The sequence below is a fragment of the Arthrobacter sp. CDRTa11 genome, assembly GCF_026427775.1.
GTDB lineage: Bacteria > Actinomycetota > Actinomycetes > Actinomycetales > Micrococcaceae > Arthrobacter.
On sequence record NZ_CP044532.1, the window covers coordinates 1,978,091 to 2,002,192 of the forward strand.

At 65.6% G+C, this 24,102-nt stretch carries 21 protein-coding genes; 17 read left to right on the forward strand and 4 right to left on the reverse strand.

The genetic code is table 11. The features are described 5' to 3' along the window. Positions 1-37: 37 nt before the first annotated feature. From F8G81_RS08990 to F8G81_RS09005, 4 genes are read left to right on the forward strand one after another with little or no spacing between them, the layout of a single operon-like run. Entirely contained in the window at positions 38-2,785 is a 2,748-nt protein-coding gene (locus F8G81_RS08990) for a bifunctional GNAT family N-acetyltransferase/acetate--CoA ligase family protein (RefSeq protein ID WP_267278642.1), read from the forward strand. A gap of 42 nt (positions 2,786-2,827) precedes the next feature. Next, a complete protein-coding gene (locus F8G81_RS08995) occupies positions 2,828-3,574 on the forward strand; it encodes a DUF5998 family protein (RefSeq protein WP_267278643.1) in 747 nt (248 codons plus the stop codon). A gap of 1 nt (position 3,575) precedes the next feature. Beyond that, positions 3,576-4,811, forward strand: coding sequence for an alkaline phosphatase family protein (locus F8G81_RS09000; protein ID WP_267279173.1), 1,236 nt, complete (start codon positions 3,576-3,578; stop codon positions 4,809-4,811). Next, complete coding sequence (locus F8G81_RS09005; protein WP_267278644.1) at positions 4,804-5,520, forward strand: thymidine kinase; 717 nt, start codon at positions 4,804-4,806, stop codon at positions 5,518-5,520. Before F8G81_RS09000 ends, F8G81_RS09005 begins: the two co-directional genes overlap by 8 nt. A gap of 25 nt (positions 5,521-5,545) precedes the next feature. Here the strand turns inward: F8G81_RS09005 and sepH are convergent, their stop codons facing one another. Beyond that, the gene (gene sepH, locus F8G81_RS09010; RefSeq protein WP_267278645.1) at positions 5,546-6,985 is read right to left on the reverse strand and encodes a septation protein SepH; all 1,440 of its coding nucleotides are present in this window, start codon (positions 6,983-6,985) and stop codon (positions 5,546-5,548) included. Positions 6,986-7,269: 284 nt separating this feature from the next. Here sepH and F8G81_RS09015 point away from each other — a divergent pair, with 284 nt between their 5' ends. Then, a complete protein-coding gene (locus F8G81_RS09015; protein ID WP_267278646.1) occupies positions 7,270-7,569 on the forward strand; it encodes a DUF4193 domain-containing protein in 300 nt (99 codons plus the stop codon). A gap of 52 nt (positions 7,570-7,621) precedes the next feature. On the opposite strand, the gene F8G81_RS09020 is transcribed toward F8G81_RS09015, so the two are convergent. Further along, the gene (locus F8G81_RS09020) at positions 7,622-8,110 is read right to left on the reverse strand and encodes a DUF3093 domain-containing protein (RefSeq protein ID WP_267278647.1); all 489 of its coding nucleotides are present in this window, start codon (positions 8,108-8,110) and stop codon (positions 7,622-7,624) included. A gap of 96 nt (positions 8,111-8,206) precedes the next feature. On the opposite strand from F8G81_RS09020, the gene dut reads away from it, so the two are divergent. The 4 genes from dut to F8G81_RS09040 all read left to right on the forward strand — a co-directional run bounded on the left by dut (position 8,207) and on the right by F8G81_RS09040 (position 10,729). Further along, a complete protein-coding gene (dut, locus tag F8G81_RS09025; protein ID WP_267278648.1) occupies positions 8,207-8,785 on the forward strand; it encodes a dUTP diphosphatase in 579 nt (192 codons plus the stop codon). Positions 8,786-8,896: 111 nt separating this feature from the next. Further along, positions 8,897-9,622: a DUF3710 domain-containing protein gene (locus tag F8G81_RS09030; RefSeq protein WP_267278649.1), complete on the forward strand. Its 726-nt coding sequence runs from the start codon at positions 8,897-8,899 to the stop codon at positions 9,620-9,622. Then, positions 9,615-9,977: a hypothetical protein gene (locus tag F8G81_RS09035; protein ID WP_323809234.1), complete on the forward strand. Its 363-nt coding sequence runs from the start codon at positions 9,615-9,617 to the stop codon at positions 9,975-9,977. Before F8G81_RS09030 ends, F8G81_RS09035 begins: the two co-directional genes overlap by 8 nt. Further along, complete coding sequence (locus F8G81_RS09040; protein WP_267278650.1) at positions 9,974-10,729, forward strand: DUF3159 domain-containing protein; 756 nt, start codon at positions 9,974-9,976, stop codon at positions 10,727-10,729. Before F8G81_RS09035 ends, F8G81_RS09040 begins: the two co-directional genes overlap by 4 nt. Here the strand turns inward: F8G81_RS09040 and F8G81_RS09045 are convergent. Both F8G81_RS09045 and F8G81_RS09050 read right to left on the reverse strand, forming a co-directional pair. Beyond that, entirely contained in the window at positions 10,696-11,469 is a 774-nt protein-coding gene (locus tag F8G81_RS09045) for a potassium channel family protein (protein ID WP_267278651.1), read from the reverse strand. The two genes, F8G81_RS09040 and F8G81_RS09045, sit on opposite strands and share 34 nt — an antisense overlap. Continuing rightward, positions 11,466-12,140 (reverse strand): potassium channel family protein, encoded by a 675-nt coding sequence (locus F8G81_RS09050; RefSeq protein ID WP_267278652.1) that lies wholly within the window; start codon positions 12,138-12,140, stop codon positions 11,466-11,468. Before F8G81_RS09050 ends, F8G81_RS09045 begins: the two co-directional genes overlap by 4 nt. Positions 12,141-12,271: 131 nt before the next feature. Between F8G81_RS09050 and F8G81_RS09055 the strand changes: the two genes are divergently transcribed. The 8 genes from F8G81_RS09055 (at position 12,272) to F8G81_RS09090 (ending at position 23,976) form a co-directional block, all read left to right on the forward strand. Continuing rightward, positions 12,272-14,227 (forward strand): APC family permease, encoded by a 1,956-nt coding sequence (locus F8G81_RS09055; protein WP_267279175.1) that lies wholly within the window; start codon positions 12,272-12,274, stop codon positions 14,225-14,227. Then, positions 14,224-15,675 (forward strand): class I SAM-dependent RNA methyltransferase, encoded by a 1,452-nt coding sequence (locus F8G81_RS09060; RefSeq protein ID WP_267278653.1) that lies wholly within the window; start codon positions 14,224-14,226, stop codon positions 15,673-15,675. The genes F8G81_RS09055 and F8G81_RS09060 overlap by 4 nt, the downstream gene beginning before the upstream one ends. Positions 15,676-15,840: 165 nt before the next feature. Next, complete coding sequence (gene acnA, locus F8G81_RS09065; protein WP_267278654.1) at positions 15,841-18,651, forward strand: aconitate hydratase AcnA; 2,811 nt, start codon at positions 15,841-15,843, stop codon at positions 18,649-18,651. A 126-nt stretch (positions 18,652-18,777) separates the two neighbouring features. Further along, on the forward strand, positions 18,778-20,751 hold the full coding sequence (gene dxs / locus F8G81_RS09070; RefSeq protein ID WP_267278655.1) for a 1-deoxy-D-xylulose-5-phosphate synthase: 1,974 nt from the start codon (positions 18,778-18,780) through the stop codon (positions 20,749-20,751). Then, complete coding sequence (locus tag F8G81_RS09075; RefSeq protein WP_267278656.1) at positions 20,748-21,365, forward strand: DUF402 domain-containing protein; 618 nt, start codon at positions 20,748-20,750, stop codon at positions 21,363-21,365. The genes dxs and F8G81_RS09075 overlap by 4 nt, the downstream gene beginning before the upstream one ends. Then, positions 21,362-21,922: a hypothetical protein gene (locus F8G81_RS09080; protein WP_267278657.1), complete on the forward strand. Its 561-nt coding sequence runs from the start codon at positions 21,362-21,364 to the stop codon at positions 21,920-21,922. Before F8G81_RS09075 ends, F8G81_RS09080 begins: the two co-directional genes overlap by 4 nt. 8 nt (positions 21,923-21,930) lie before the next feature. After that, positions 21,931-22,908 carry an aldo/keto reductase gene (locus tag F8G81_RS09085; RefSeq protein ID WP_267278658.1) on the forward strand — a complete coding sequence of 326 codons (978 nt, stop codon included), beginning with the start codon at positions 21,931-21,933 and terminating at the stop codon, positions 22,906-22,908. Between the two features lie 12 nt (positions 22,909-22,920). Next, positions 22,921-23,976: a nucleoside hydrolase gene (locus F8G81_RS09090; RefSeq protein WP_267278659.1), complete on the forward strand. Its 1,056-nt coding sequence runs from the start codon at positions 22,921-22,923 to the stop codon at positions 23,974-23,976. The last annotated feature ends 126 nt before the right edge of the window (positions 23,977-24,102 follow it).

A 24,102-nucleotide genomic window follows, 5' to 3' on the forward strand; every position in this document is an offset into this window, starting at 1 on the left:
AGGGCGTACTTCGGGAGTTTTTGGCTAGGCTAAGCCTATGGTGGATCAGCCCGGGGACGGCATATATCCGGAACATTGGGAAGCCGATGTCGTTCTGCGGGACGGCGGAACCGCCCACTTGAGACCCATCCATCCTACCGATTCCGAGGCCGTCCAGACCTTCCACACCGGACAGTCCCAGAACTCCATCTATATGCGTTTCTTTGCGTTCAAGGCCCGGCTGTCCAGCAAGGAACTCAGGCGCTTCACCGAAGTGGACTACAAAGACCGGGTGGCCTTTGTGATTACCATCGGCAGCGAGATCATCGGGATCGGGCGCTACGACAGGCTTGAGGACCCCGCCGAGGCCGAGGTCGCCTTCAACATTGCCGACGCGCACCAGGGCCGTGGGCTCGGCTCGATCCTCCTGGAGCACCTTGCCGCCGCCGCCCACGAAAACGGCATCCGCCGGTTCAGCGCCGAAGTGCTGCCGGAAAACCGCAAGATGCTGATGGTGTTCTCCGACGCCGGATATGACGTTCGGCGCCATTTCGACGACGGCGTGGTGAGCCTGGAGTTCAATATCGACCCCACGGAGAAATCCCGTGCAGTGATGGAGTCCCGCGAGCACCGCGCGGAGGCTCGCAGCGTGCGGGACCTGCTGGCGCCGTCGTCGGTGGCAGTGATCGGCGCAAGCCGCAAATGGGGCACGGTGGGCTACCAGCTGCTGGAGCACATCATTGAAGGCGGCTTTCCGGGCCCGGTCTACGCCATCAATCCGGAGGCCCTGGAGCTCGCCGGCATGCTGTCCTTCGCCAGCCTCGCCGACGTCCCGGACCCCGTCCAGCTGGCCATCATCGCCGTCCCCTACGAAGAAGTGGACTCTGTGGCAGACGACTGCGCCGCCGCGGGAGTCAAAGGGATGGTGGTGGCCTCCGCGGGATTTGCCGACGACGGCGAACGCGGCCTCGCCCGCCAGCGGGAGCTGGTACGGAAGGCGCGCGCCAACGGCATGCGGGTCATCGGCCCAGCCTCGCTGGGAATCGTCAACACCCACCCGGACGTGTCCCTGAACGCCTCCATGGCCCCCGCCCTGCCGCGGCGGGGCGGGCTGGGACTGTTCAGCCAGTCCGCCGCCATTGGTGTGTCGCTCTACGCCGCATCAAGCCGGCGCAGGATGGGCATCTCCACTTTCCTCTCGGCCGGCAACCGGGCAGACGTCTCCGGTAACGACATGATGCAGTTCTGGGAGGACGACGCCGGCACCGCCGCGGTGGGGCTCTACCTGGAGTCGATCGGCAACCCGCGCAAATTTTCCCGCCTCGCCCGGCGGCTGGCACGCATCAAGCCGGTGATTGTGGCCAAGTCCGAAACCATGGGCCTGCGGCTGCCACCTGGCCACGCCGTCCGCACCACCCAGGCACCGGCCGGGGCGCTTGACGCCATGATGCGCCAGTCGGGGGTGATCCGGGTGGAGACCATCGAACAGCTTATGGACGTGGCCCAGATCGTGTCAGGCCAGCCCCTGCCCGCGGGGCCGGGAGTTGCTGTCTTCAGCAATTCCCTGGCTCTGGGCAAGGTGGTGGCGGACAGTGCCTCCTCGCAGGGCCTCACGGTGGAACGCATTATCGCGGACGTGAATCTCGACGCCGGCATGTCCCTTGCGCTGCCGGCTCTCCGCCGGAGCCTGCAGGAAGCGCTCGCATCCGAGCAGGTCCATGCGGTGGTGGCCGCGCTGCTCCCTGCCAGGGGACTCACCGTGGAAAATATCGCCGAGGTCCTGGCGGAGTGTTCGGCCGGGGCGGGAAAGCCCGTGGTGGCCGCCTTCACGGGGATTCTGGACCCGTCTGTGTACGTCGAAGGAATGGTGGGAGGCGGAACAGGAACAGGTGACGCCGCCGCAACCGGGGACGCCAGCGGAACGGCAGAATCCACCGAGCCCATTCAGGCTGTGCCCTGCTTCTCCAATGCCGGTGCCGCCGTGGCTGCGCTCGCCGCCGTGGTGAGATACTCCGAATGGGTGGCCCGGGACCAGGGCCACTTTGTGGAACCTGACGGCTGCGACCCCGAAGCCGCACGGCTCCAGCTTGAGGTCCTGCTCCGGGACGTCCAGGGTGAGCAGCTCAAAAAGCTGGATCCGGACGCGGTGGCCACACTGCTGGGGCACTACGGCATCGAGGTACTGCCGTCCGCGGGCTTTGACACGCCGGAGCAGGCTGTCGAAGCGGCCAACACGCTGGGCTGGCCGGTGGCACTGAAGACCACCGAACCGGCACTGCGCCACCGATTGGACCTCGGCGGTGTCCGCCTGGACATCCAGGACCAGGAGTCTTTGCGGCTCAATATCCAGCAGATGCGCCGTGCACTCTCCGCGTACGGTTCACCCGGACTGGAGGTGCAGTCGATGGCGCCCGTAGGCCAGGCCTGCACCTTCCGCGCCATCGAGGATCCGCTGCTCGGGCCGGTGATCTCCTTCGGGCTGGCTGGTGACGCCGTCAACCTGCTGGACGACTGGGCGCACCGAGTCCCGCCGCTGTCCGCCGCCGATGTAAAGGACTTTATTCGCGGACCCCGGGCGGCGCGCAAGCTGTTCGGCTATCAGGGTCTGCCGGCGGTGGATGTTGCTGCCCTGGAAGAGCTGGCCGGACGGCTGGCGTGGTTGAAGGACAACCATCCGGAGATTGCGCTGGTGGAGTTCAATCCGGTGCTGTGCGGGCCCCAGGGCGCGTCAATCCTTGCGGCTGACATTCGAATCGGGAACGCCGCGCACCGTACGGACAGCGCCCGCCGGGCCATGCTGGGGTAACCGCGGTTAGCAAGTCCCGGGCCGATCTGTGAAAATGGGGGAATGAGCTCACAGCCTCCCACGTCGACGCCTCAAACGCCCGGCAATGACAACCAGGCAGCCCACCACTCCAGCTCACACAGCCACAGCGCCCAGGGCCAAAGCCTGGAAGGGGCGCTCCAGAAGGCAGGTTTCTACCCGCGACTGGTGTCCGACGTTGTGGATGACGCCCTCGACGGCCGCGACTGCGTTGCCCACCTGGTCCACCTGGAGACCCACTTTGACCGGGCAGAGGTCCGCCGCCACATCACCGTCCTGGTGCTCACCGCGGACATGCTGGTCATCACGCACGTGGACGACCAGCAGCTGGATGAAGCAGGCGAGCAAATCGTGGCCCAGATTTCCACCGAGTCCGTCCCGGTAGCCCAGATCCGCTCGGTGGTGCTCAGCTACATGTATTCCCAGCCCCAGGACTATAAGCCTTCGGATCCGGTGCGTGAGCTGACCCTCGCCATCGCCTGGTCCGGCGGCCAGCGGCTCGACATGGGCCCGGCCAGCTGCGGCGATCCGCAATGCGAGGCAGATCATGGCTACAGCGGCACCATAGCCCAGGAAGACATTGTCCTGCGGATCAGTGCTGAAGCCGATGGCCTGCAGGCAGTCCAGGACGCCAAGCTCTTCGCAAGGGCCCTGCGCGCCGTCAACACCGGCTCCACCGCACCCGTCCTGCATGCACCGCAGACGCTCCAGCCCCGGCCGCGGGCCGGCGTGTTCGGAAACCGCCTCAGCCGCGGACACCAGCAGCGCTGAGATGCCGGACCACGGGAAAATAGCCGTCCCCCCAGCACCTTCTGATCGGAACCGTCCGGCCTTGAACACCCCGCCGCCGCCCGCCTTCGGGGAGCGTTCCATCGCCGATGTGCTGACAAGCGCGGCTGCAAGCCTGGGCGTGGAAGGCTTCAGCAACACCCTCGGCCTTCCGCCGGCGTCGCGGGTCTGCGTGGTCCTGGCCGACGGCCTGGGCCGCAACCTCCTGAAGCAGAAGTCAGCCCACACGCCATTCCTGCGCTCGGTCATGCAGGCCGGGCAGGGTGAGGTCCCGGTGTGGCTGGATTCCACGTTCCCTTCCACCACGGCAGCAGCACTGGCGAGCTTTGGTACGGGGCTGGTACCGGGCCAGCACGGCCTGGTGGGGTTCGACGTGCTGGACCCGGACCAGGACAAAGTGGTGAACATGCTCGGCAATTGGGACGGGGGCGTGGATCCGCTGGTGTGGCAGCCGTTTCCCACCGTGTTTGAGCGTGCGGCGGCCTGGGTGGATGTGACAACCGTCAGCCTTCCGCAGTTCAGCACGTCGCCCATGACCCAGGCGGCGCTCCGTGGTGGCCGCTTCATCTCCGCCAACACCTCACATGCCCGCACCGGGGCAGCCGCGGATGCCATGGCCGCCGCCGGGCCCTCGCTCATGTACTTCTATGTCAACGAGCTGGATAAGGCCGGCCACCGGCATGGCTGCCAGTCCGAACAGTGGGAGCACCAGCTGGAGGAACTGGACGCCACGGTCAAGAGGCTCAACAGCTCGCTTCCTGCCGGCACCACCGTGCTTGTGACGGCAGACCACGGCATGCTGGACGTTCCCGAGGCGCAACGGATCGACTACGCCGCGGATCCTGCGCTGATCGACGGGGTCCGGCACACAGCGGGGGAGCCCCGCATGGTCCATCTCTACCTTGAAGACTGGATGGATGCTTCCCGCCGGGACCGGCTGCTGGACGCCTGGCGGGCCCGCTTTGGCGAGAGGATCTGGGCGTTCACGAGGGAGGAAGCGCTGGCCGCCGGGCTGTTCGGTCCTCTCCGCCCCGCCGTCGGGCCCAGGATCGGCGACATCATGATTGCCGCACGGGATGCCCTTGCCCTCTACGACACCCGCCGTTCAAGGCCCACAGCCATGGAGGTCATCGGCCAGCACGGCTCCTTGACGAAGGCTGAACGTGAAGTGCCGCTGCTGTGCTTCGCTGCGGAGGGCAAGAAGGCCCGCCGTGGCTGAGCTGGTGTTCTTCTCCGGAACCATGGACTGCGGAAAATCCACGCTCGCCCTGCAGATGGACTACAACCACCGGGCGCGCGGGCGCGGCGGCGTTCGGTTCAGCCGCAACGACCGGGCCGGAGGGTCCCGGATTTCCAGCCGGCTTGGCCTTGAAACGGACGCCGTGGAGGTCCTGGACAGCACCGACTTCTGGGACGAAGTGGTCAGCCGCCGCACCAGGGGACAGAAAGTGGATTTCCTGATTTGCGACGAGGCACAGTTCTATTCGCCGGAGCAGGTGGAGCAGCTGGCCAGGGTGGTGGACGAGATCGACGTCGACGTTTTTGCTTTCGGAATCAGCGCGGACTTCCGCACCCGGCTCTTCCCCGGATCCCAGCGGCTGATTGAACTCGCCGACCACGTCAAGGTCCTCCAGGTGGAAGCCCTCTGCTGGTGCGGACGGCGGGCCACCCAGAACGCCCGGACCGTGGACGGAGTCATGGTGGTGGAGGGCGCCCAGGTTGTGGTGGGTGACGTGGATATGGCCGTCGATCCCACAGCGTCCAAGGGTGAAGGCCACGTCCCGCTGGTGGGCTATGAAACACTGTGCCGGCGGCACTACATGCGGCGGGTAACAGCGCACGGCGCCAGCATAATGGCCCAGCGGGACCAGTTGCTCCCGTTTGAGACTGATGCCTGCCTATGGCGGGGTTCCGGCGGGGCCGGCTAAGCCTGCGGATGCGCGGCCAGGGTGGTCAGTCGCCCCTGGTCCCGAAGACAATTTCGTCCCAGGAAGGAATGCTTGAGCGTTTCGGTTTGGAGGGCTGCCGTTCCGGCGTGTCTGCATCGTGGTCCTGGTTCGCCCTGGCCGGCGGGTCTTCAGGCGTAGTGGAGCGTTGCGTGCGCCGCGGGCTCCCGCCGCCCAGCAGTTCGTCAAGGCCCACGCTGGGTGTGCTGTTTCCGGTGTCCGGCTGCGGTGGCTGTTCCGTTGAGGATGCAGGATTCCTGGTGGAGGCCGGGGGTGTGTACGCCGGCCCGGCGGGGCGGAGCGGGGAGGCCACAATGGTGATTTCCCGCGTGTCCGTACTGACGCCGTCGTGCAGTCTCAGCAAGTCCTCCACGTTGTCCCGGTGCGGCGGAATCAGACTCAACCTGGACAACATGGAAGGCCGCCCCTCGCGCTTGCGCGTGAGCGGATCAGCCTGCGCCGCCGGCGCCTCCTGCCCCGGTTCAACGGATCCAGGCGTTCCGGCAGGCTCAGAATCGCTGAGTTCCTGGTTCTTTTCCGATTGCTGCTGGTGTTCCTTTTGCTGCTGGCTGAGTTCGGCAGGCCGTGGATGCGCTGCCGGGACCCCATGGGTCAGGAGCAGGGCCAGGGCGTCGTCGGCGTCTTCATCAACACCGAGGCGCTGGCCGCGGCGCGAGCGCAGCATGTCCAACAGTCCGTCGGATTCCTTGACCGGCTGGGGACCGCTGTGGGTAGCACCTGCGTTCCGGGCCGCTGCCGCGCCCGCATCCGCTTCAAAGTCGAAGGGCCGGTCCGAAACGGCCGTCAGCCGGCGTGCCGGAACAGGACCGTCCAGCGGCTCCAGCTCGCTGAGCTGTTGTGCCCAGCGGTTGGCGTTTTGGAGCGCCTTGCGGGCCGGGCTGAACGTCCACAGGGCAGGGGGTTCTTCGCCAATCCCGGGCGTGCCATCATTTTTCAGCGGGAAACGCGCAGCCACTGTCCAGCTGCCGTCGGGGCGCCGCCAGGAGTCCCATTCCACCGAGGAGGGGTCAATGCCGTGTGCCGAGAGCCGGTGGGCAACCATGTCACCCAGCGAGGCAGGGTTGTCGCCGAAAACTGAACGGTACGCGTCGTGTCCCGGGGAGGGTGAGGCCACCTCGATCTTGCGCGCCTGCTGGGCCACATACTCGCGTTCAGCCAGGACAGGTCCCTCGTAGCGCTCAACTTTGGCGAGCGGCAGCCCGGAGAGCTCCGCCACGTCCGCCGCGGTGGCGCCGCTGCGGATCCTCGCCTGGATATCCCGCGGCGACATGGCAATGGGAGCCGTGGCCGCCGATGCCTTCGCCGATGACCGGCTGGCCGCCCGGAGAGCTTCGTCGATCGGCAGCTGGAACATCTCGCCGCCGGCACCGCTCAACAGGAGATGCTCCCCGTCGTCGTGTACGCCTACAAGCCGTAGATCCTGCATGCAAATCCTCCACCCTGGCATTACTATCAATCGAAACTCTGCCACCCGGCTGCACATTTTTGGGTGAGGAGGGAGGGCGCGCCGCGATATTCCGGGAGTTTCCGGCCGCAGGACCGAAGCCTGGCCACATCCCGGGTCCCGGGCGGGTGCCGTTCAGCGCCGAAGGTGCTGGATTTTGCCCGCGCATTAGGGAAAGATGTGCGGCACGCGGGGCACCAACGCCAGGTGTCCGGCGTTATCAAGGGTGTTACATCCGGAAGCGGATTGGGAGCGAGGTGAGGCGAATGGCCACCGACTATGACGCGCCGCGGAAGTCTGAAGAAGACCTCAATGAGGATTCCCTGGAGGAACTGAAGACCCGAAGGTCGGACAAGCCCGCTGCAGTGGTGGAAGAGGACGAAAGTGAGCTTGCCGCCGGCTACGAGCTCCCGGGAGCAGACCTCTCCGGTGAAGAACTCCTTGTCCAGATAGTCCCGCCCCAGGCGGATGAATTCACCTGCTCGTCATGTTTCCTGGTCAGGCACCGTTCCCAGATTGCCCTGGAAAAAGACGGCCGCCTTTACTGCAGGGAGTGCGAAGGCTGACGGCCTTCTACGTCCCCGTAAGGGCTGATGGCCGTGACGGCCCGCGCTGGACTCAGGTGTGCTGCAGGGCCGCTGTCAGTTCCTCGGGCCGCCGCGTGGAGGTCAGCCAGTACGGGGTCCGGTCCGACGCATCGGTTATCTCAATCCTGACCACTGGATCGATCCACCCGCGGATGCAAAGGTAGGCAAGCCCGTTCAGCCGGGTTCCCCGCTCCGCGGTAGCCTCTTTGCCCCGGAACGGCTGTACCTCACCGATATATTTGCGCTCGATGGTGGCGCGGCCCACCGTGAGGGACGTCCCCGTGATAATGATGGCGGGAGTCGAGAGCACCAGCAGCACACCCATGATGCCAAAAAGCACAGCGGCCGCCGTGTAGCCGGCAGCCATGCTGATGGGCGCAAAAACCAGGATCCCAGCCCCGGCAATGCCCGCTGCGATGACCCAGACCCAAATGGTGGGCCACAGCCGCTCCTTGAAAATCACCGTGGTACCGGCGGAAGGCGTGTTGGGCACAGGGGGAGTGGAGCTTGATTCGGGCATGCCTCCAGCTTTCCATCTTTGGGTGGCTATTTCACCTTGGGCAGGGAGGCCAACATTCCGGGCCGGATTTGCTGCCGGGCGTTAGAGTGAGTGACTGTGACTGATGAACTTGCCACTGTAGATTCCGCCCGTGACGAGACGCCGCCCCGCGCAGCTCCTGATGCCTTACCTGAAGCTGCGCCGGGTGCCTTCACTGGTGCAGCCGCGCAGTACGGGGCGCCAACGCTGCATGTACAGCTGAAAATGCTGGATGCCGGGCTGGAGGCCCCGTCCTACGCCCACCCCGGTGATGCCGGGGCAGACCTGCGTGCCAGGGAAGACGTTATACTGCAGCCCGGGGACCGGAAACTCGTTCCCACCGGAGTGGCAATTGCCCTGCCGGAAGGCTACGTGGCACTGATCCACCCCCGCTCGGGCCTGGCCACCAAGCACGGGCTGACGATCGTCAACGCGCCCGGAACTGTGGACGCCGGCTATCGCGGTGAAATTTCGGTGACCTTGCTCAATACCGACAGGCACCAGGCCATTGAGCTGCGGCGCGGCGATAGAATTGCACAGATGGTGATCCAGCGGGTGGAGTATGCGCAGTTCATCCCAGTCAACGAATTGAGCGGCTCGGTACGCGGTGCGGGCGGATTCGGTTCCACCGGCGGATTCACACAGCCCACCACCTGACGTCCCGCCCCGGCAGGCGGCCGGGCGGCAGGGCTGCATTACGGCATCACGACTTTGACGGCGCGACCCCCGGGCCGGCCAGGCATATTCATAACTAAGGAGACGACCCCCATGGTTTTTGGGCTCGGCAGGAAAGTCAAGAAGGATCAGGAAGCCGAACTGGACGGTTCCCTGGCCATCACGGACGCGGAAGATTCGGAAGGTGTGGCCAGCACCAAGGGTCCGCGGGCCGCCGGACCATTTGACGTCTCCGAAATCTCCAGCCGTGACGGTTACGTGGACCTCGGTGCCCTCCTCATCACCCCCAGCGAAGGCCTCCAGCTGAGGCTTGAAGTAGAGGAAGCAACGCAGCGGGTAGTGGCGGTCACCATGGACCTGAACGGTTCAAGCCTGCAGCTCCAAGCCTTCGCGGCACCCAAGTCCGAGGGACTGTGGGATGAGATCCGCGAGCAGATTGGCCAGTCGGTGGGCAGCCAGGGCGGCCAGGTTGAAGAGATCCCGGGCGAGTTCGGCCCTGAGCTGATTGCCAAGCTTCCCGCCGGCGCGGCAGACGGAAGCCAGGGATACCGCGTTGCCCGTTTTGTGGGGGTGGATGGCCCACGGTGGTTCCTGCGCGGGGTACTGGGTGGCGCGGCAGCGATGGACCGCGAAGCCGCGGCACCACTTGAGGGCCTGTTCCGCAAGATTGTGGTGATCCGCGGCGACAGCCCCATGCCGCCGCGCGACCTGCTGCAGCTCCGCCTGCCGAAGGACGCCGCACCAGCACCGGCAGCGGCACCGGCTGCGCCAGAGCTCCAGGAGCCCGAGCGCGGCCCGGAGATAACGCAGATTGGCTGATCTGTCCGTGGATGAGCCGGCGTCGTCCCTGGGTCCCGGGATACCTGTCAGCAGTCTCCCGGCAAAAGGCCGTGTGGTGTGCCACGGGCAGGTTGAATCCGTCACCTTTATGCCGGCGGACCAGACGGCAGCATATACAGCGATAGTTTCAGACGTTGAACGTGAGAGGCCCGCTTTACGGACGGCGTCCGGGCAACGCGGCCGCCTTCGCGTGGTGTGGCTGGGACGGCGGCGCGTGCCAGGCATCGACGCCGGCACCGAAGTCCGGCTTGAAGGCATGGTCACGCAGAGCCAGGGCCTGCCCACCATGTTCAATCCACGCTACGAGATACTGTCCAGCCAGGAGAATGAATGACCTCGTCCCAGCAGCCCGAGCCGTCCCCGGGATCACCCCGACCCGAGCCGGATCCTTCCACCATGGCCGGACTGGCCGAAGGCTACGCGGCTAAAGCCGGGCTCCACCGGACCCATGACGGCCGCATCGATGTCCTGCGCAGCGCCGGCGGCGTCCAGGGAATCGCGGAAAGCATCACTCCGGGCCTGGTTTTCCTCATCGCGTTCACCGCCACCCGGGACCTGACGCCGTCGCTGGTGGCTGCCCTGGCCTCGGCGGCTGTCTTTACGGTGGTGCGCCTGGTGCAGCGGCGCCCGCTGACCCAGGCACTGGCCGGGGTAGTGGGCGTAGGAATCTCGGCCTGGCTGGCCAACACCACCGGAAAAGCTGAAGATTTTTATCTTCCCGGCTTCATCACCAACGCCTCCTACATTCTTGCCATGGCCATTTCAATTTTCATCAAATGGCCCGTGGCCGGACTGCTGTTCGGCTTCATCCGCAATGAAGGCATTGAGTGGCGGAAGAACCCCGCCCGGCTGAAGGCGTACCGACTTGGCACCTGGATCATCATCACCGTGCTGGTGCTCCGGCTGGTGGTCCAGGTTCCCCTCTATCTGATGGGCGAGGAGGGGCTGGCAGGACTGGCCACCACACGCCTCATCATGGGGGCCCCGCTGTACATCCTTGGCGTCTGGATCGCCTGGCTGGTCACCCGGCCGGTTCCCGCGGCGGAACCAACTCAGCCGTCGAAGCCGTCGCCCTCCGCCACCTGAGCCTCTACCGGCTGGGCGGCCTGGTCAGCGCCAGGCTGCCCCGCCCCGGCCAAGGACTCCGCAGGCTCCACTGACTCAACCGACTCCGGCGAGAGCAGGGCACGGAGCTCGTCCTCGGCAGCAATCGTGGTGACAAAGAAGAGTTCGTCGCCGCCGTCTATCACGTCATCCCGGCTGGGCGTGATGGGGGCGTGGTCCCTCAGGATGGCCACCAGCGTCGAGTCTTCGGGCCAGCGGATTTCTCCCACGGTCAGGCCAATGGCGTGCGAGTCATGCGGGACCGTGAACTCCACCAGGGAAGAGACGCCTGTCTGGAGCGTGAGCAGCCTGACCAGGTCGCCGATCTCCACGGCTTCTTCCACCAACGCGGTCATCAACTGCGGTGTATTGACGGCCACGTCAACGCCCCAGGAATCGTTGAACATCCAGTCGTTCTTGGGATTGTTGACCCGGCCCACGGTGCGGCCCACGCCGAATTCCGTCTTGGCCAGGAGGGAAACCACCAGGTTCACCTTGTCATCGCCGGTGGCCGAGACCACAACGTCGGCGTCTTCCACCTTTGCGCCCTGCAGCGTGCTCAGTTCGCAGGCGTCGCCTACCAGCCAGTGCGCGCCGCGGAGTCCGCTGCGGCCAATCACCTCCGGCTTGAGGTCTATCAGCAGGATGTCATGTTTGTGGGCCAGCAACTCCCTGGCAATCGACGAGCCGACACTGCCGGCGCCTACGATAACTACTTTCACTTCGGTTCCTTCGCGGGGGCTTTGGCCAGGATGTGCGCCACCTGGGCACTGCGGTCCACCTGCAGCATGGCGTGCAGGGTGTCGCCGTCCTGGTAGGCCGTGCCGGCGTCGGGCAGCAGTCCCTCGCCGAAGCGCGTGAGGTAGGCCACGCGGACATCCGCGGCCTTCTCGATTGCGGTGACCCGGTGCCCCACCCAGCCGGGGTCGAGATCCAGTTCGGCCAGCACCAGGCGGCCGGAGGGCTCGCGGAAATCCCCGGCGAGGTGCTGCTCAGGGAGGATGCGGCGGAGGACCTGGTCCGCGCTCCACCGGACAGCGGCCACCGTGGGAATGCCCAGACGCTGGTAGATCTCGGCCCTGCCGGGATCGTAGATCCTGGCCACAACGTGCGGGACGTGGAATGTTTCCCGGGCAACGCGGGTAGCCAGGATATTGGAGTTGTCGCCGCTGGACACGGCGGCGAAAGCATAGGCGTCGGCCACCCCGGCCTGCTTGAGCGTGTCCCGGTCAAAGCCGACGCCGGTGACCTTGCGCCCCGTAAAGCCCTGGCGCAGCCTGCGGAAGGCGCGGTCGTCCTGATCGATGATCGCCACGGAGTGGCCGGCGTCCTCGAGCGTATGCGCAAGCGTCGCCCCCACACGGCCACATCCCATGATCACGAAATGCGCCACCCGTTATCTCCTCAATTTCCGTACCTGTTGCTGCTGCTAGAACTCTACCGGCATGGCGCTGGTTACAGCGGCCCGGGGGCCGTCATGACATAGCCCCTGAATCAGACTAGCTTTGTGTGGTGCTGACAATAATGAAACGGGTTCTGGTGGGCAGGCCCTTCAGGAATGACAGGCTTTCCCATACCCTGCTTCCCAAGCGGATCGCGCTTCCGGTTTTCGCCTCCGACGCGCTGTCCTCCGTAGCCTACGCACCGGATGAAATCCTGCTGACCCTGGCACTGGCCGGCGTGAGCGCGGTGGCCTTTTCGCCGTGGGTTGGCCTGGCGGTCATGGTGGTGCTGCTGACTGTCGTGGCGTCCTACCGGCAGAACGTGCACGCCTACCCGTCCGGCGGAGGCGACTACGAGATCGCCAACGTGAACCTCGGAAAGCATGCCGGCCTGACGGTGGCGTCGGCCCTCCTGGTGGACTACGTCCTGACAGTTGCGGTATCCATGTCATCCGCAGCGACCTACCTGACCACCGCCATTCCTGACCTGCACGGGCAGCAGGCGCTCCTCGCCACCATTGGCGTGGCCATCCTGGCCCTGGTCAATCTTCGCGGCATCAAGGAAGCCGGCACCGTCTTCGCCGTCCCCACCTACATTTTTATGGCCTCGATCCTGGGGATGACGGCCGTGGGAATCTTCCAGGCCTCCACCGGCCAGCTGGGCGAGGCGCCCTCAGCCGCCTTCAGCATCGTGCCGGCGCCGGGATTCGACGAGGGTCTGGTGGGCCTGGCCGGCGCTTTCCTCCTCCTGAGGGCGTTTTCCTCCGGAGCCGCTGCCCTCACCGGGGTTGAAGCCATCAGCAACGGTGTGCCCAACTTCAAGGAGCCCAAAAGCAAGAATGCTGCCACCACGCTGCTCCTGCTGGGCGTCATCGGGGCGTCGATGCTGGCCGGGATCATGTACCTGGCCAGTGCCACCAAGGTCCACATTGTGCTGGATCCGGCCAGGGAGTTCCTGCTCAACGGCATTCCGCTGCCCCCCGATTACATCCAGACCCCTGCCATCAGCCAGATTGCGCAGACCATCTTCGGCCCCGGCTCCATTCCCTTTTACATTGTGGTGGCAGCCACCGGCGTGATCCTGGTTTTTGCGGCCAACACCGCCTTCAACGGCTTTCCCGTCCTGGGTTCCATCCTGGCCCAGGACGGCTACCTTCCCCGGCAGCTGCGGACGAGGGGGGACCGGCTGGCCTTCAGCAACGGTGTACTGGCGCTGGCGGCCGGAGCCCTGGTGCTGATCATCGCCTTCAACGCAGATGTCACCAAGCTCATCCAGCTGTACATTGTGGGCGTCTTTATTTCCTTCACCGCAAGCCAGCTGGGCATGATCAGGCACTGGGGACGGCAGCTCAAGCTCGCCAAGGACACAACAGTCCGGCTGCGGATCGTGAAGTCCCGCACCATCAACACCATCGGTTTCGGCATGACGGCGCTGGTCCTGGTCATCGTCCTGATCACCAAATTCGAGCAGGGCGCCTGGATCGCCCTGCTGGCGATGTTCGTGCTCTACCTGATCATGTGGAGCATCCGGGCCCACTATGACAACGTCGCCAAGGAACTGGCCGTGGATGAGGATTCCTCGCCGCGGGCCCTTCCCTCACGCGTGCATGCCGTGATCCTGGTCTCCCACGTGCGCAAGCCCGTGCTCCGGGCGCTGGCTTACGCCCGCGCCTCCCGGCCCTCACGGCTGGACGCCGTCACCGTGGACATCAATGCCGAAGAGACGGCACGGACCGTTGCCGACTGGGAAAAGCTCGAGATTCCTGTGCCGCTGACCGTGCTGGCAAGCCCCTACCGGGAGACCGTCACCCCCATCATGGAGTACGTCAAGAACATGCGGCGCGATTCCCCGCGTGACCTCATCGTGGTGTACATCCCCGAGTACGTGGTGGGCAAATGGTGGGAGCAGCTGGTCCACAACCAGACTGCGCTGCGCATCAAGACCCGCCTGCATTTCGAACCTGGCGTGATGGTGGCCAGCGTCCCGTGGCAGTTGAAATCGTCCGAAGAAGCCAAGAACCTGCAGGATATCCAATGAACACCAAGACCCAGACCGCTTCGCATTCAGCCGCTACCCATTCAGCCGCTTCCCATCCGGCCCCTGAGGCGCTGACGGAACTGGTGCTCGACGTCGGACCCGTGGCCCACGGCGGGCACTGCGTGGCACGGCACGAAGGCAGGGTGATTTTTGTCCGCCACGGCATCCCCGGCGAGAAAGTCCGGGTCCGGGTGACGGAGGCAGGGGAGACGGCCAAGTTTTGGCGTGCCGACGTAGTGGAGGTTCTGGACGCCTCGCCGGACCGGGTGGAGCACTTTTGGCACCTTGCTGACGCGCGGCGCGCCTGGAATGCCGGGCACCCGCCCGTCGGCGGAGCTGAGTTCGGCCACATCACGCTGTCCCGCCAGCGGGCCCTCAAATCCGCGGTGCTGGCCGAACAGCTCAAGCGGCTCGCCGGCGTCGAACTTCCCCCGGCGGGTGCCGCAACCCATGAGAATGAAGCGAACACCGGCACGCCGGTGGAGGCCGTGGGCAGCCGGTCAGGCGAGAACCCAACATCCGACGCCGGCGCCGGCCTTGAGTGGCGGACCCGGGCCAGTTTTTCTGTCACCACCGGCGGGAAACTGGGCATGCACGCCCACCGCTCCGACCAGATCATCCCCGTACGGGGGATGCCGCTCGCCGTCGACGGCATTAACCGGCTGCGCCTGTGGGACATCGACCTGCAGGGCATCGACCGGGTGGAGGTGGCCGCGCCGGCTAACGGCTCACGCCCCCTGGTGCTGCTCTCCCCGGCGCCGGGCACCAAACCCAAGCGGCTCAGCGCCATCGTTGCCCAGCTGCCCAACGACGTTTCCGTGGCCAGCTTCGACCCCCTGAAGGACGAGATCCGGCAACTGCGTGGCCGGACCTGGGTACAGGAGACCGCCGCCGGGCACGACTACCGCATCACGGGGGCCGGCTTCTGGCAGATTCACCGCGACGCGCCCGAAGCACTTGTGGGGGCCGTCACAGAATTCCTCCGCGGCGGCGGCTTCCTGGAGCCAGGCTCAGTGGTGGCGGATCTGTACGCCGGGGCCGGCCTGTTCACCGCACCCCTGGCGGACGCGGTGGGGGAGACGGGCTCCGTTCTCTCTATCGAAGGCGCACCGGGAACCAGCCGGGACGCACGCAAAAACCTGCATAACGCGCCGCAGGTGGAGATTGTGCAGGGGCGGGTTGAGCGCGTCCTGCGCCAGAAACCACGGGAATTTGACGCGGTGCTGCTGGATCCGCCCCGGGCAGGCGCCGGAAAAGCAGTGGTCAGCCAGCTGATCGCCGCCGGGCCGCGTGCCATCGTCTATGTGTCCTGCGACCCCGCATCCTTTGCGCGTGATCTGGGTTACTTCCAGCAGGGGGGATGGTCCCTTGCCGGGCTGCGGGCGTTTGATCTGTACCCGCACACCCACCACCTGGAGACTGTCGCATTGCTGACGCCAGCCCGCTGACGCCACCGCGATTTGCACTAGTATGGCGGTAGTAATCCCACGTCGCGCTCCGTACTCACGGCTGGACAACCTGCAATTTTCCGGGCCTGCACTAATTAGGCCTGCCTAACTAGCAAGCGGTCTACCGCGCGACAAAGATGAAACTGTTGCGAGAGGAGTCCTGCGATGAGCACTGTGGACAGCTTCGGTTCAAAAGGCAAACTTAATGTAGCCGGAACCGAATACGAAATTTTCCGGTTGAACTCCGTTGAAGGTGCAGAAAACCTTCCGTTCAGCCTCAAGGTATTGCTTGAAAACCTGTTGAGGACCGAGGACGGCGCGAACATCACTGCCGATCACGTCCGCGCCTTGGCGGGATGGGATCCCAACGCCCAGCCCGATACAGAAATCCAGTTCACGCCGGCGCGGGTGATCATGCAGGACTTCACCGGTGTTCCCTGCGTGGTTGACCTGGCGACGATGCGTGAAGCAGTCAAGGAACTGGGCGGTGACCCCAAGCGGGTCAACCCGCTGGCTCCGGCGGAAATGGTCATCGACCACTCCGTGCAGATTGACGCCTTCGGCAACTCCGGCGCGCTGGAGCGCAACATGGAGATCGAATACCAGCGCAACGGCGAGCGTTACCAGTTCCTGCGCTGGGGCCAGACGGCGTTCGATGACTTCAAGGTGGTTCCGCCGGGAACCGGCATTGTGCACCAGGTCAACATTGAATACCTGGCACGCACGGTCATGACCCGTGAAATCGACGGCGTTGTCCGGGCATACCCCGACACCTGCGTTGGCACCGACTCGCACACCACCATGGTCAACGGCCTGGGTGTCCTGGGCTGGGGCGTTGGCGGCATCGAAGCCGAGGCAGCCATGCTGGGGCAGCCCGTCTCCATGCTGATCCCGCGCGTCGTGGGCTTCAAGCTGACCGGGTCCATCCCGGCCGGCGCCACCGCCACCGACGTTGTGCTGACCATCACCGAGCAGCTGCGCAAGCACGGTGTGGTGGGCAAGTTCGTGGAATTCTACGGCGAAGGTGTTGCCGCGGTGCCGCTGGCCAACCGCGCCACCATCGGAAACATGAGCCCGGAGTTCGGCTCCACGGCCGCAATGTTCCCGATCGACGACGTCACATTGGACTACCTGCGCCTCACCGGCCGCTCGGACGAAAACGTGGCACTCGTGGAGTCCTACGCCAAGGAACAGGGCCTCTGGCACGATCCTTCCCGCGAGATCAAGTTCTCCGAGTACCTCGAGCTGGACCTGTCCACGGTTGTTCCCTCCATCTCCGGCCCCAAGCGTCCCCAGGACCGCATTGAGCTGACGGATGCCAAGGAGCAGTTCCGCAAGGACATCCACAACTACGTCGCTATCGAAGACGGCAGCGTGGATGAGTCCCTGGACGAATCCTTCCCAGCCTCGGACGCCCCGTCCTTCACCCACGCTGACTCGCACACCACCGAGACCAGCCGGGTTGTCTCGGCTGCCAACGGCGCACAGGGACGTCCGTCCAGCCCGGTCCACATCGTGACCGAAGACGGCCGCGAATTCGAGCTGGACCACGGTGCGGTGTCGATCGCCTCGATCACCTCCTGCACCAACACGTCCAACCCGTCCGTGATGCTTGCCGCCGCACTGCTGGCGCGCAACGCCGTCGACAAGGGTCTGACGTCCAAGCCGTGGGTCAAGACCTCCGTCGCCCCGGGTTCCAAGGTTGTCACCGACTACTACGAAAAGTCCGGCCTGACGCCATACCTGGAGAAGCTCGGCTTCTACATCGTGGGCTATGGCTGCGCCACGTGCATCGGCAACTCCGGCCCGCTGGACGCAGAGATCTCCGAGGCCATCCAGGCCAACGACCTCTCCGTCACCGCGGTGCTTTCCGGTAACCGCAACTTCGAAGGCCGGATCAACCCGGACGTGAAGATGAACTACCTGGCCTCCCCGCCGCTGGTCATCGCCTACGCCCTGGCCGGTTCCATGGACTTCGACTTCGACACCGATTCCCTCGGCAAGGATGAAGCCGGCAACGACGTCTTCCTGAAGGACATCTGGCCCAACCCGGTGGAGGTCCAGCAGGTCATCGATTCCTCCATCGACAAGGACATGTTCGCCCGCGGCTACGAGGGCGTCTTTGACGGCGACGACCGCTGGAAGGCACTGGACACCCCCGCCGGCGACACGTTCGCCTGGGATCCGAACTCCACGTACGTCCGGAAGCCCCCGTACTTCGAGGGCATGAAGGCGCAGCCCGAACCCGTCCAGGACATCACGGGCGCACGCGTGCTGCTCAAGCTGGGCGATTCGGTCACCACCGACCACATCTCCCCGGCCGGTTCCTTCAAGTCGGACACTCCTGCCGGCCAGTACCTCCTGGCCAACGGTGTGGAGCGCAAGGACTTCAACTCCTACGGCTCGCGCCGTGGCAACCACGAGGTCATGATCCGCGGCACGTTCGCCAACATCCGCATCAAGAACCAGATCCTGGACGGCGTCGAAGGTGGCTTCACCCGCGACTTCACCCAGGAAGGCGCCCCGCAGGCCTACGTCTACGACGCCGCGCAGAACTACCAGGCAGCCGGCACTCCGCTGGTGGTCCTGGCAGGCAAGGAGTACGGCTCCGGTTCCTCCCGTGACTGGGCAGCCAAGGGCACGGCGCTCCTGGGCGTCAAGGCAGTCATCGCCGAAAGCTACGAGCGCATCCACCGCTCCAACCTGATCGGCATGGGCGTCCTGCCCCTGCAGTACCCGGCCGGAGAAAGCGCAGCAACCCTGGGCCTGACCGGCACCGAGGTCTTTGCGGTGGAAGGCGTGACCGGGCTGAACGAGGGCTTCACGCCCAAGACCCTCAAGGTCACTGCCACGGCTGAGGACGGCTCCGCCAAGTCGTTCGACGCTGTGTTGCGCATCGACACCCCGGGCGAGGCGGACTACTACCGCAACGGCGGGATCCTGCAGTACGTCCTGCGCCAGATTTCCGCCAACTAGCGGATTCTGAACCTGCAGCACCCTTTCGAAGCCCCGGCCGGTCACCGACCAGCCGGGGCTTCGGCTTTGCATTTCAGCCGAGGCGTTAGAGTTAATAGGCACGTCTACCACCCGAAGGAGGGGTCATTGGGAATCTTGGACACCATCCGGAATCCGCAGGACCTGAACGAGTTGTCCCCCCGGCAGCTGGAGGAACTGGCCGCTGAGATCAGGACTTTCCTGATCACCAACGTCTCCCAGACAGGTGGACACCTCGGCCCCAACCTCGGCGTTGTGGAGCTCACCCTCGCAGTGCACCGCATCTTCGACTCGCCGCACGACAGCCTGGTGTTCGACACCGGCCATCAGTCTTATGTGCACAAGCTCCTCACAGGCCGCCAGGACTTCAGCACCCTGCGCCAACAGGGCGGCATGTCCGGTTACCCGTCGCGGGCCGAGTCCGAACATGACATCGTGGAAAGTTCGCACGCCTCCTCCTCGCTGTCCTGGGCCGACGGCATCTCCCGGGCCCGCCAGCTGACAGGTGAGGGTGACCGCTTCGTTGTTGCCGTCGTCGGGGACGGTGCGCTGACCGGCGGGATGGCATGGGAAGCCATCAACAACATCGCTGCCGACAAGCGCCGCCGGGTGGTCATTGTGGTCAACGACAACGGCCGCTCCTACGCGCCAACGGTAGGCGGGTTCGCTGACTACCTCGCGTCCCTCCGTCCCACCATCGACTCCTTCCGCGCCGCGCCGGCCTACGAGGGCGTTATGGACTGGTGGAAGCGGAAGCTTCAAAACGGCGGGCCTGTCGGCCAGTTCACGTACAAGAGCCTGCATGCCATGAAAAAGGGCATCAAGGACTGGTGGGCGCCGCAGGGAATGTTCGAAGACCTCGGCATGAAGTACATCGGCCCGGTGGACGGGCACAACCTCCAGGCCATGGAGCATGCGCTGTCCACCGCCCGGAACTACGGCGGCCCCGTCATTGTGCACGCCATGACCGAAAAGGGGCACGGCTACGCACCGGCCCGCGCCCATGAAGCAGACCAGTTCCATGCAGTGGGAATCATCGACCCGGAAACAGGCGAAGCCACCGGCGCCGCCGGTGCCCAGTCCTGGACCTCCGTGTTCGCCGATGAGATCGCCGCGATTGCCGATGAACGCCAGGACATCGTTGGCATCACCGGCGCCATGCTGATTCCGGTGGGGCTGCACAAGTTCGCGGCGAAGCACCCGGAGCGGGTGTTCGACGTGGGTATCGCCGAACAGCACGCACTCACCTCCGCTGCGGGCATGGCCTTTGGCGGGCTCCACCCGGTGGTGGCCGTGTACGCCACTTTCCTGAACCGCGCCTTCGACCAGCTCCTGATGGACGTGGCACTGCATAAGGCAGGCGTCACCATCGTCCTGGACCGGGCCGGTGTGACAGGCCCCGACGGCGCCAGCCACCACGGCATGTGGGACATGTCCATGGTCCAGATCGTGCCGGGGCTGCACCTCGCTGCCCCCCGCGATGCGTCCCGCCTGCGGGAGGAACTCCGCGAGGCAGTCGCCATCAGCGGGGCGCCCAGCGTGGTGCGCTACTCCAAGGGGACAGTCGGAGCCGAAGTGGAAGCCATTGAACGGCTCAACGACGGCGTGGATATCCTCGCCCGCAGGCCCTCGGGCTCCACCGAGAACGACGTCCTGATCGTCAGCGTCGGCGCCATGTCTGAACTTGCGCTGGACGTTTCCAACAGGCTCGGTGCCCAGGGAATCAGCACCACAGTGGTGGATCCGCGCTGGGTTCTGCCCGTGCGGCGTTCCATCATTGCGTTGGCCTCCCGCCACCGGCTGGTGATCTGCATCGAGGACGGCGTGCGTGCCGGCGGTGTGGGCTCGCGCATCCGCCAGGAAATGCGGGCAGCAGGAGTGGACACTGCCCTGAACGAGGTTGGGCTGCCCGCCGAGTTCCTTGACCACGGCACCCGCAGCCAGGTACTGGAGCGCGCGGGCCTGACGGCCCAGCAGATCACCCACGACGTCGTGGCCCAGGTCCTGGGAACCAAGGTTCCCTTTGCGCGTCCCCTGCCCGGCCAGGAACACCCCACTACCGGCAGCCTGCCAATCCTGTGAGGGAAGAGGACAGGCTCAAGTATCCGGGCGCGTCGGGGGACCGGGAGACTGAGCAGCATCACCGCACCACCCGTGTGCCTTCAGGCCTTGAACCCGGGCAACTGGTGGTGGCGCGGAACAGGAAATGGAACGGCAAAGCCCACTGGGTGGTGCCGGGACGCTACCTGGGCGAGGACAGTTTCGGATGGTGGATCTTCCAGGGGACCAACGAATTCTGCTCGCGGCCGGGGGCTGCGTTCTACGCGGAGTCCGATGCCGTCCTGCTCATTCCGCGCTCGGGCGACTGGGTGGCCACCTTCTACGATGACGCCCACCCCAACGGGGTCCGCGTGTACGTTGACGTGGCCGTTGCCCATGAGTGGGACACCATCCGGCCCGGGGTGACCGAGTTTCATGTCATCGACATGGACCTGGACGTGGTCCGCACGGCTGACCGCGGGGTCTACATCGACGACGAAGACGAGTTTGCCGAGCACCGCCTCGCAATGAATTACCCGGCGCATCTGGTGGAATCCCTCCAGGCGGCCACCAACGAGCTCTATCAGGCCGTAAAGGCACAGCAGGCACCCTTCGACGGCACCGACGTCGACTGGTTCACGAAGGGACGCGCATGAGCGGAATTATCAGGGTCTACAAACGCGACGACGAGGGAGTACTGCACTTCCGGGAGGGCTGGTTCGACGAGGACTACAGCCAGTTCGTCATGAACTACGGCGTGGTGGGCCACCAGAGCAAGACCGAAGAGACGGACGTTGCCGACGCCGAGGCAGCGGAGGGCCTGATGGCTGCGTTTGCCGTGCAGTGCGCGGAGGACGGCTACGCCGAGATTCCCGACGAAGAGCAGTCCTGGGTGGTGGCCCAGTTCGCGCTGAAGACCAAGGACGGCACCGACCGCGACCGGTACCTTGAGGAAAAGGCGAAGGATGCCCTCATCAGCCATCTGGCCTGGCGCGGGCTGGGGACCGTGGAGCGCTCCGAATTCAGCGAGTACAAGCTGAACATCTTCTGCCTCTGCCCGGACGTGAACAAGGCAGTCAACGCCATCAAAGTCTGCAGCCGCGGCGAGGACCTGGACTTCACCAAGCTCAGCATCGGTGCCGCGCCCTACAACGAGCCGGGCAACTTCAAGCTCAAGCATACGGCGAAGCCCGCCAACAGCTTCAGCCTCTAGGTGGTTCCGTGACTGAATACCGGCGGCTTGGAAATTCCGGACTGACCGTCTCCGTTGTGGGGCTGGGCTGCAACAACCTGGGCCGTGCCCATACGGCGACGGAATCGCAGGAGGGGACGGACGCCGTCGTGCATGCAGCGCTCGACGCCGGGGTGACCCTTTTCGACGTCGCTGACACGTACGGCCGCGAACCCGGTCTCAGCGAAACCATGCTGGGCAAGGCCCTCGCCGGCAGGCGGAACGAGGCCGTGGTGGCCACCAAATTCGGGATGGACATGCGCGGGGCCAACGGCCCGGACTTCGGTGCCAGGGGCTCACGCCGGTACATTATCCAGGCGGCGGAAGCATCGCTTCGCCGGCTGGGGACGGAGTGGATCGACCTTTACCAGTTCCACACCCCCGACCCGCTGACCCCGATCGACGAAACACTGTCCGCGCTGGACCACCTGGTGGCCAGCGGCAAGGTCCGCTACATCGGGCACTCGAACCGCGCCGGCTGGCAAATCGCCGAGGCGGAGTATGTGGCACGGGCCGGCGGCGGGGCGCGCTTTATCTCCACCCAGAACCATTACAACCTGCTGGATCGGCGGGCAGAGCTGGAGGTCACCCCGGCCGCGGAGGCGTACGGCCTGGGCGTCCTGCCCTACTTCCCGCTGGCCAACGGGCTCCTGACTGGAAAGTACTCCCCGGATACTGCCCCGGCCGGATCGCGGCTCAGCCATACCAGGACCCATCTGGTGCACAACGCGGACTGGGACCAGCTGGGGCGCTTCACGGCGTTTGCTGCCGAGCGTGGCCTGACCGAGGTCCAGGTTGCCTTTTCGTGGCTGGCGGCCCAGCGGTCTGTTTCCAGCGTCATAGCCGGCGCCACCAAGCCTGAGCAGGTCCGGCAGAACGCCGGGGCGGTTGCCTGGGTGCCGGGGCCGGAGGACCTGACGGAACTGGATGACATCTTCCCGGCCGTCCCCAAAGTGGCACTTTTCTAGAGGAGAACACCAGTGATCAGCCTCCTGCTGGACGTGGACACCGGAATCGATGACGCCGTGGCGCTGGCCTATCTGGCGTCACTGCCGGACGTTGAGTTCGTGGCCGTCACGGCGTCGGCGGGCAATGCCGGTGTCCATCAGGTGGCCCAAAATACCCTGGCACTGCTGGAACTGTGCGGGCGCCATGGCGTGGAAGTGGCCGTGGGGGCGGAAGCCCCGCTTGAGGTTCCGCTGGTGACCACACCCGAAACCCACGGTCCTCAGGGGCTGGGGCACGCGGTCCTGCCACCGCCGTCGGGGTCCGTTTCCGAACGGGACGCCGCGGACCTGTGGGTCGAGGCGGCCCGTGCCCGCCCGGGGGAGCTGACTGCCCTCATCACTGCACCGTTAACGAACTTCGCCCTGGCCATCCGCCGTGAGCCGCGCCTGCCGGAGCTCCTGCGCAGGACGGTCATCATGGGCGGCAGCTTCTACCACCAGGGCAACACCACGCCCCTGGCTGAGTGGAACACACACGTGGATCCGCACGCCGCCAAAGAGGTGTACGCGGCCTACCGCGGCCTTCCTGAGGAGCAGCTGCCCATCGTCTGCTCCCTGGACACCACCGAGCGGATCGAGCTCCGGCCGGAGCATGTGCGCCGGCTGGCTGAGGCGGCAGGCTGCGCCGTGGAGGAGCTGGTGCTGCCGGACCAGCCCGAGGGCCTTCGGAGCACGTCTGGCAATGAACTGGTCCGTCAGCTCTCCGACGCCCTGCGCTTCTACTTCGAATTCCACCGCCGCTACGATCAGGGCTACGTGGCACACATCCACGACTTTTTCGCCGCCGGCGTCGCGGCCGGGACCCTTGAATACTCCACCCGGCCGGCCACTGTGGATGTCGAGACGGAATCCCCACTCCTGATCGGGACCACGGTGGCGGACTTCCGCAACCTGTGGGGCCATCCGGCCAACGCCAGGATCGTGTCCGACAACAATCCGGCGGCAGCCTTCGATGAACTGGTGGCTTCTGTCGGCGGGCTGGCGCGCAGGCTGGCTGACGGGGATGGCGCCCGGCGGGCCAGGCGCTAAACTGTTGAGCGGTCCGGGGGAGCGGCAACGCCGGCCGGTCCGCTGCCGAGGTGACATAGGCAGCTGAATGCACAGCCCTGAAGGCCATCCGGCCTTCAGAGCCTGAGTCTTTACCTGAACCCTTGA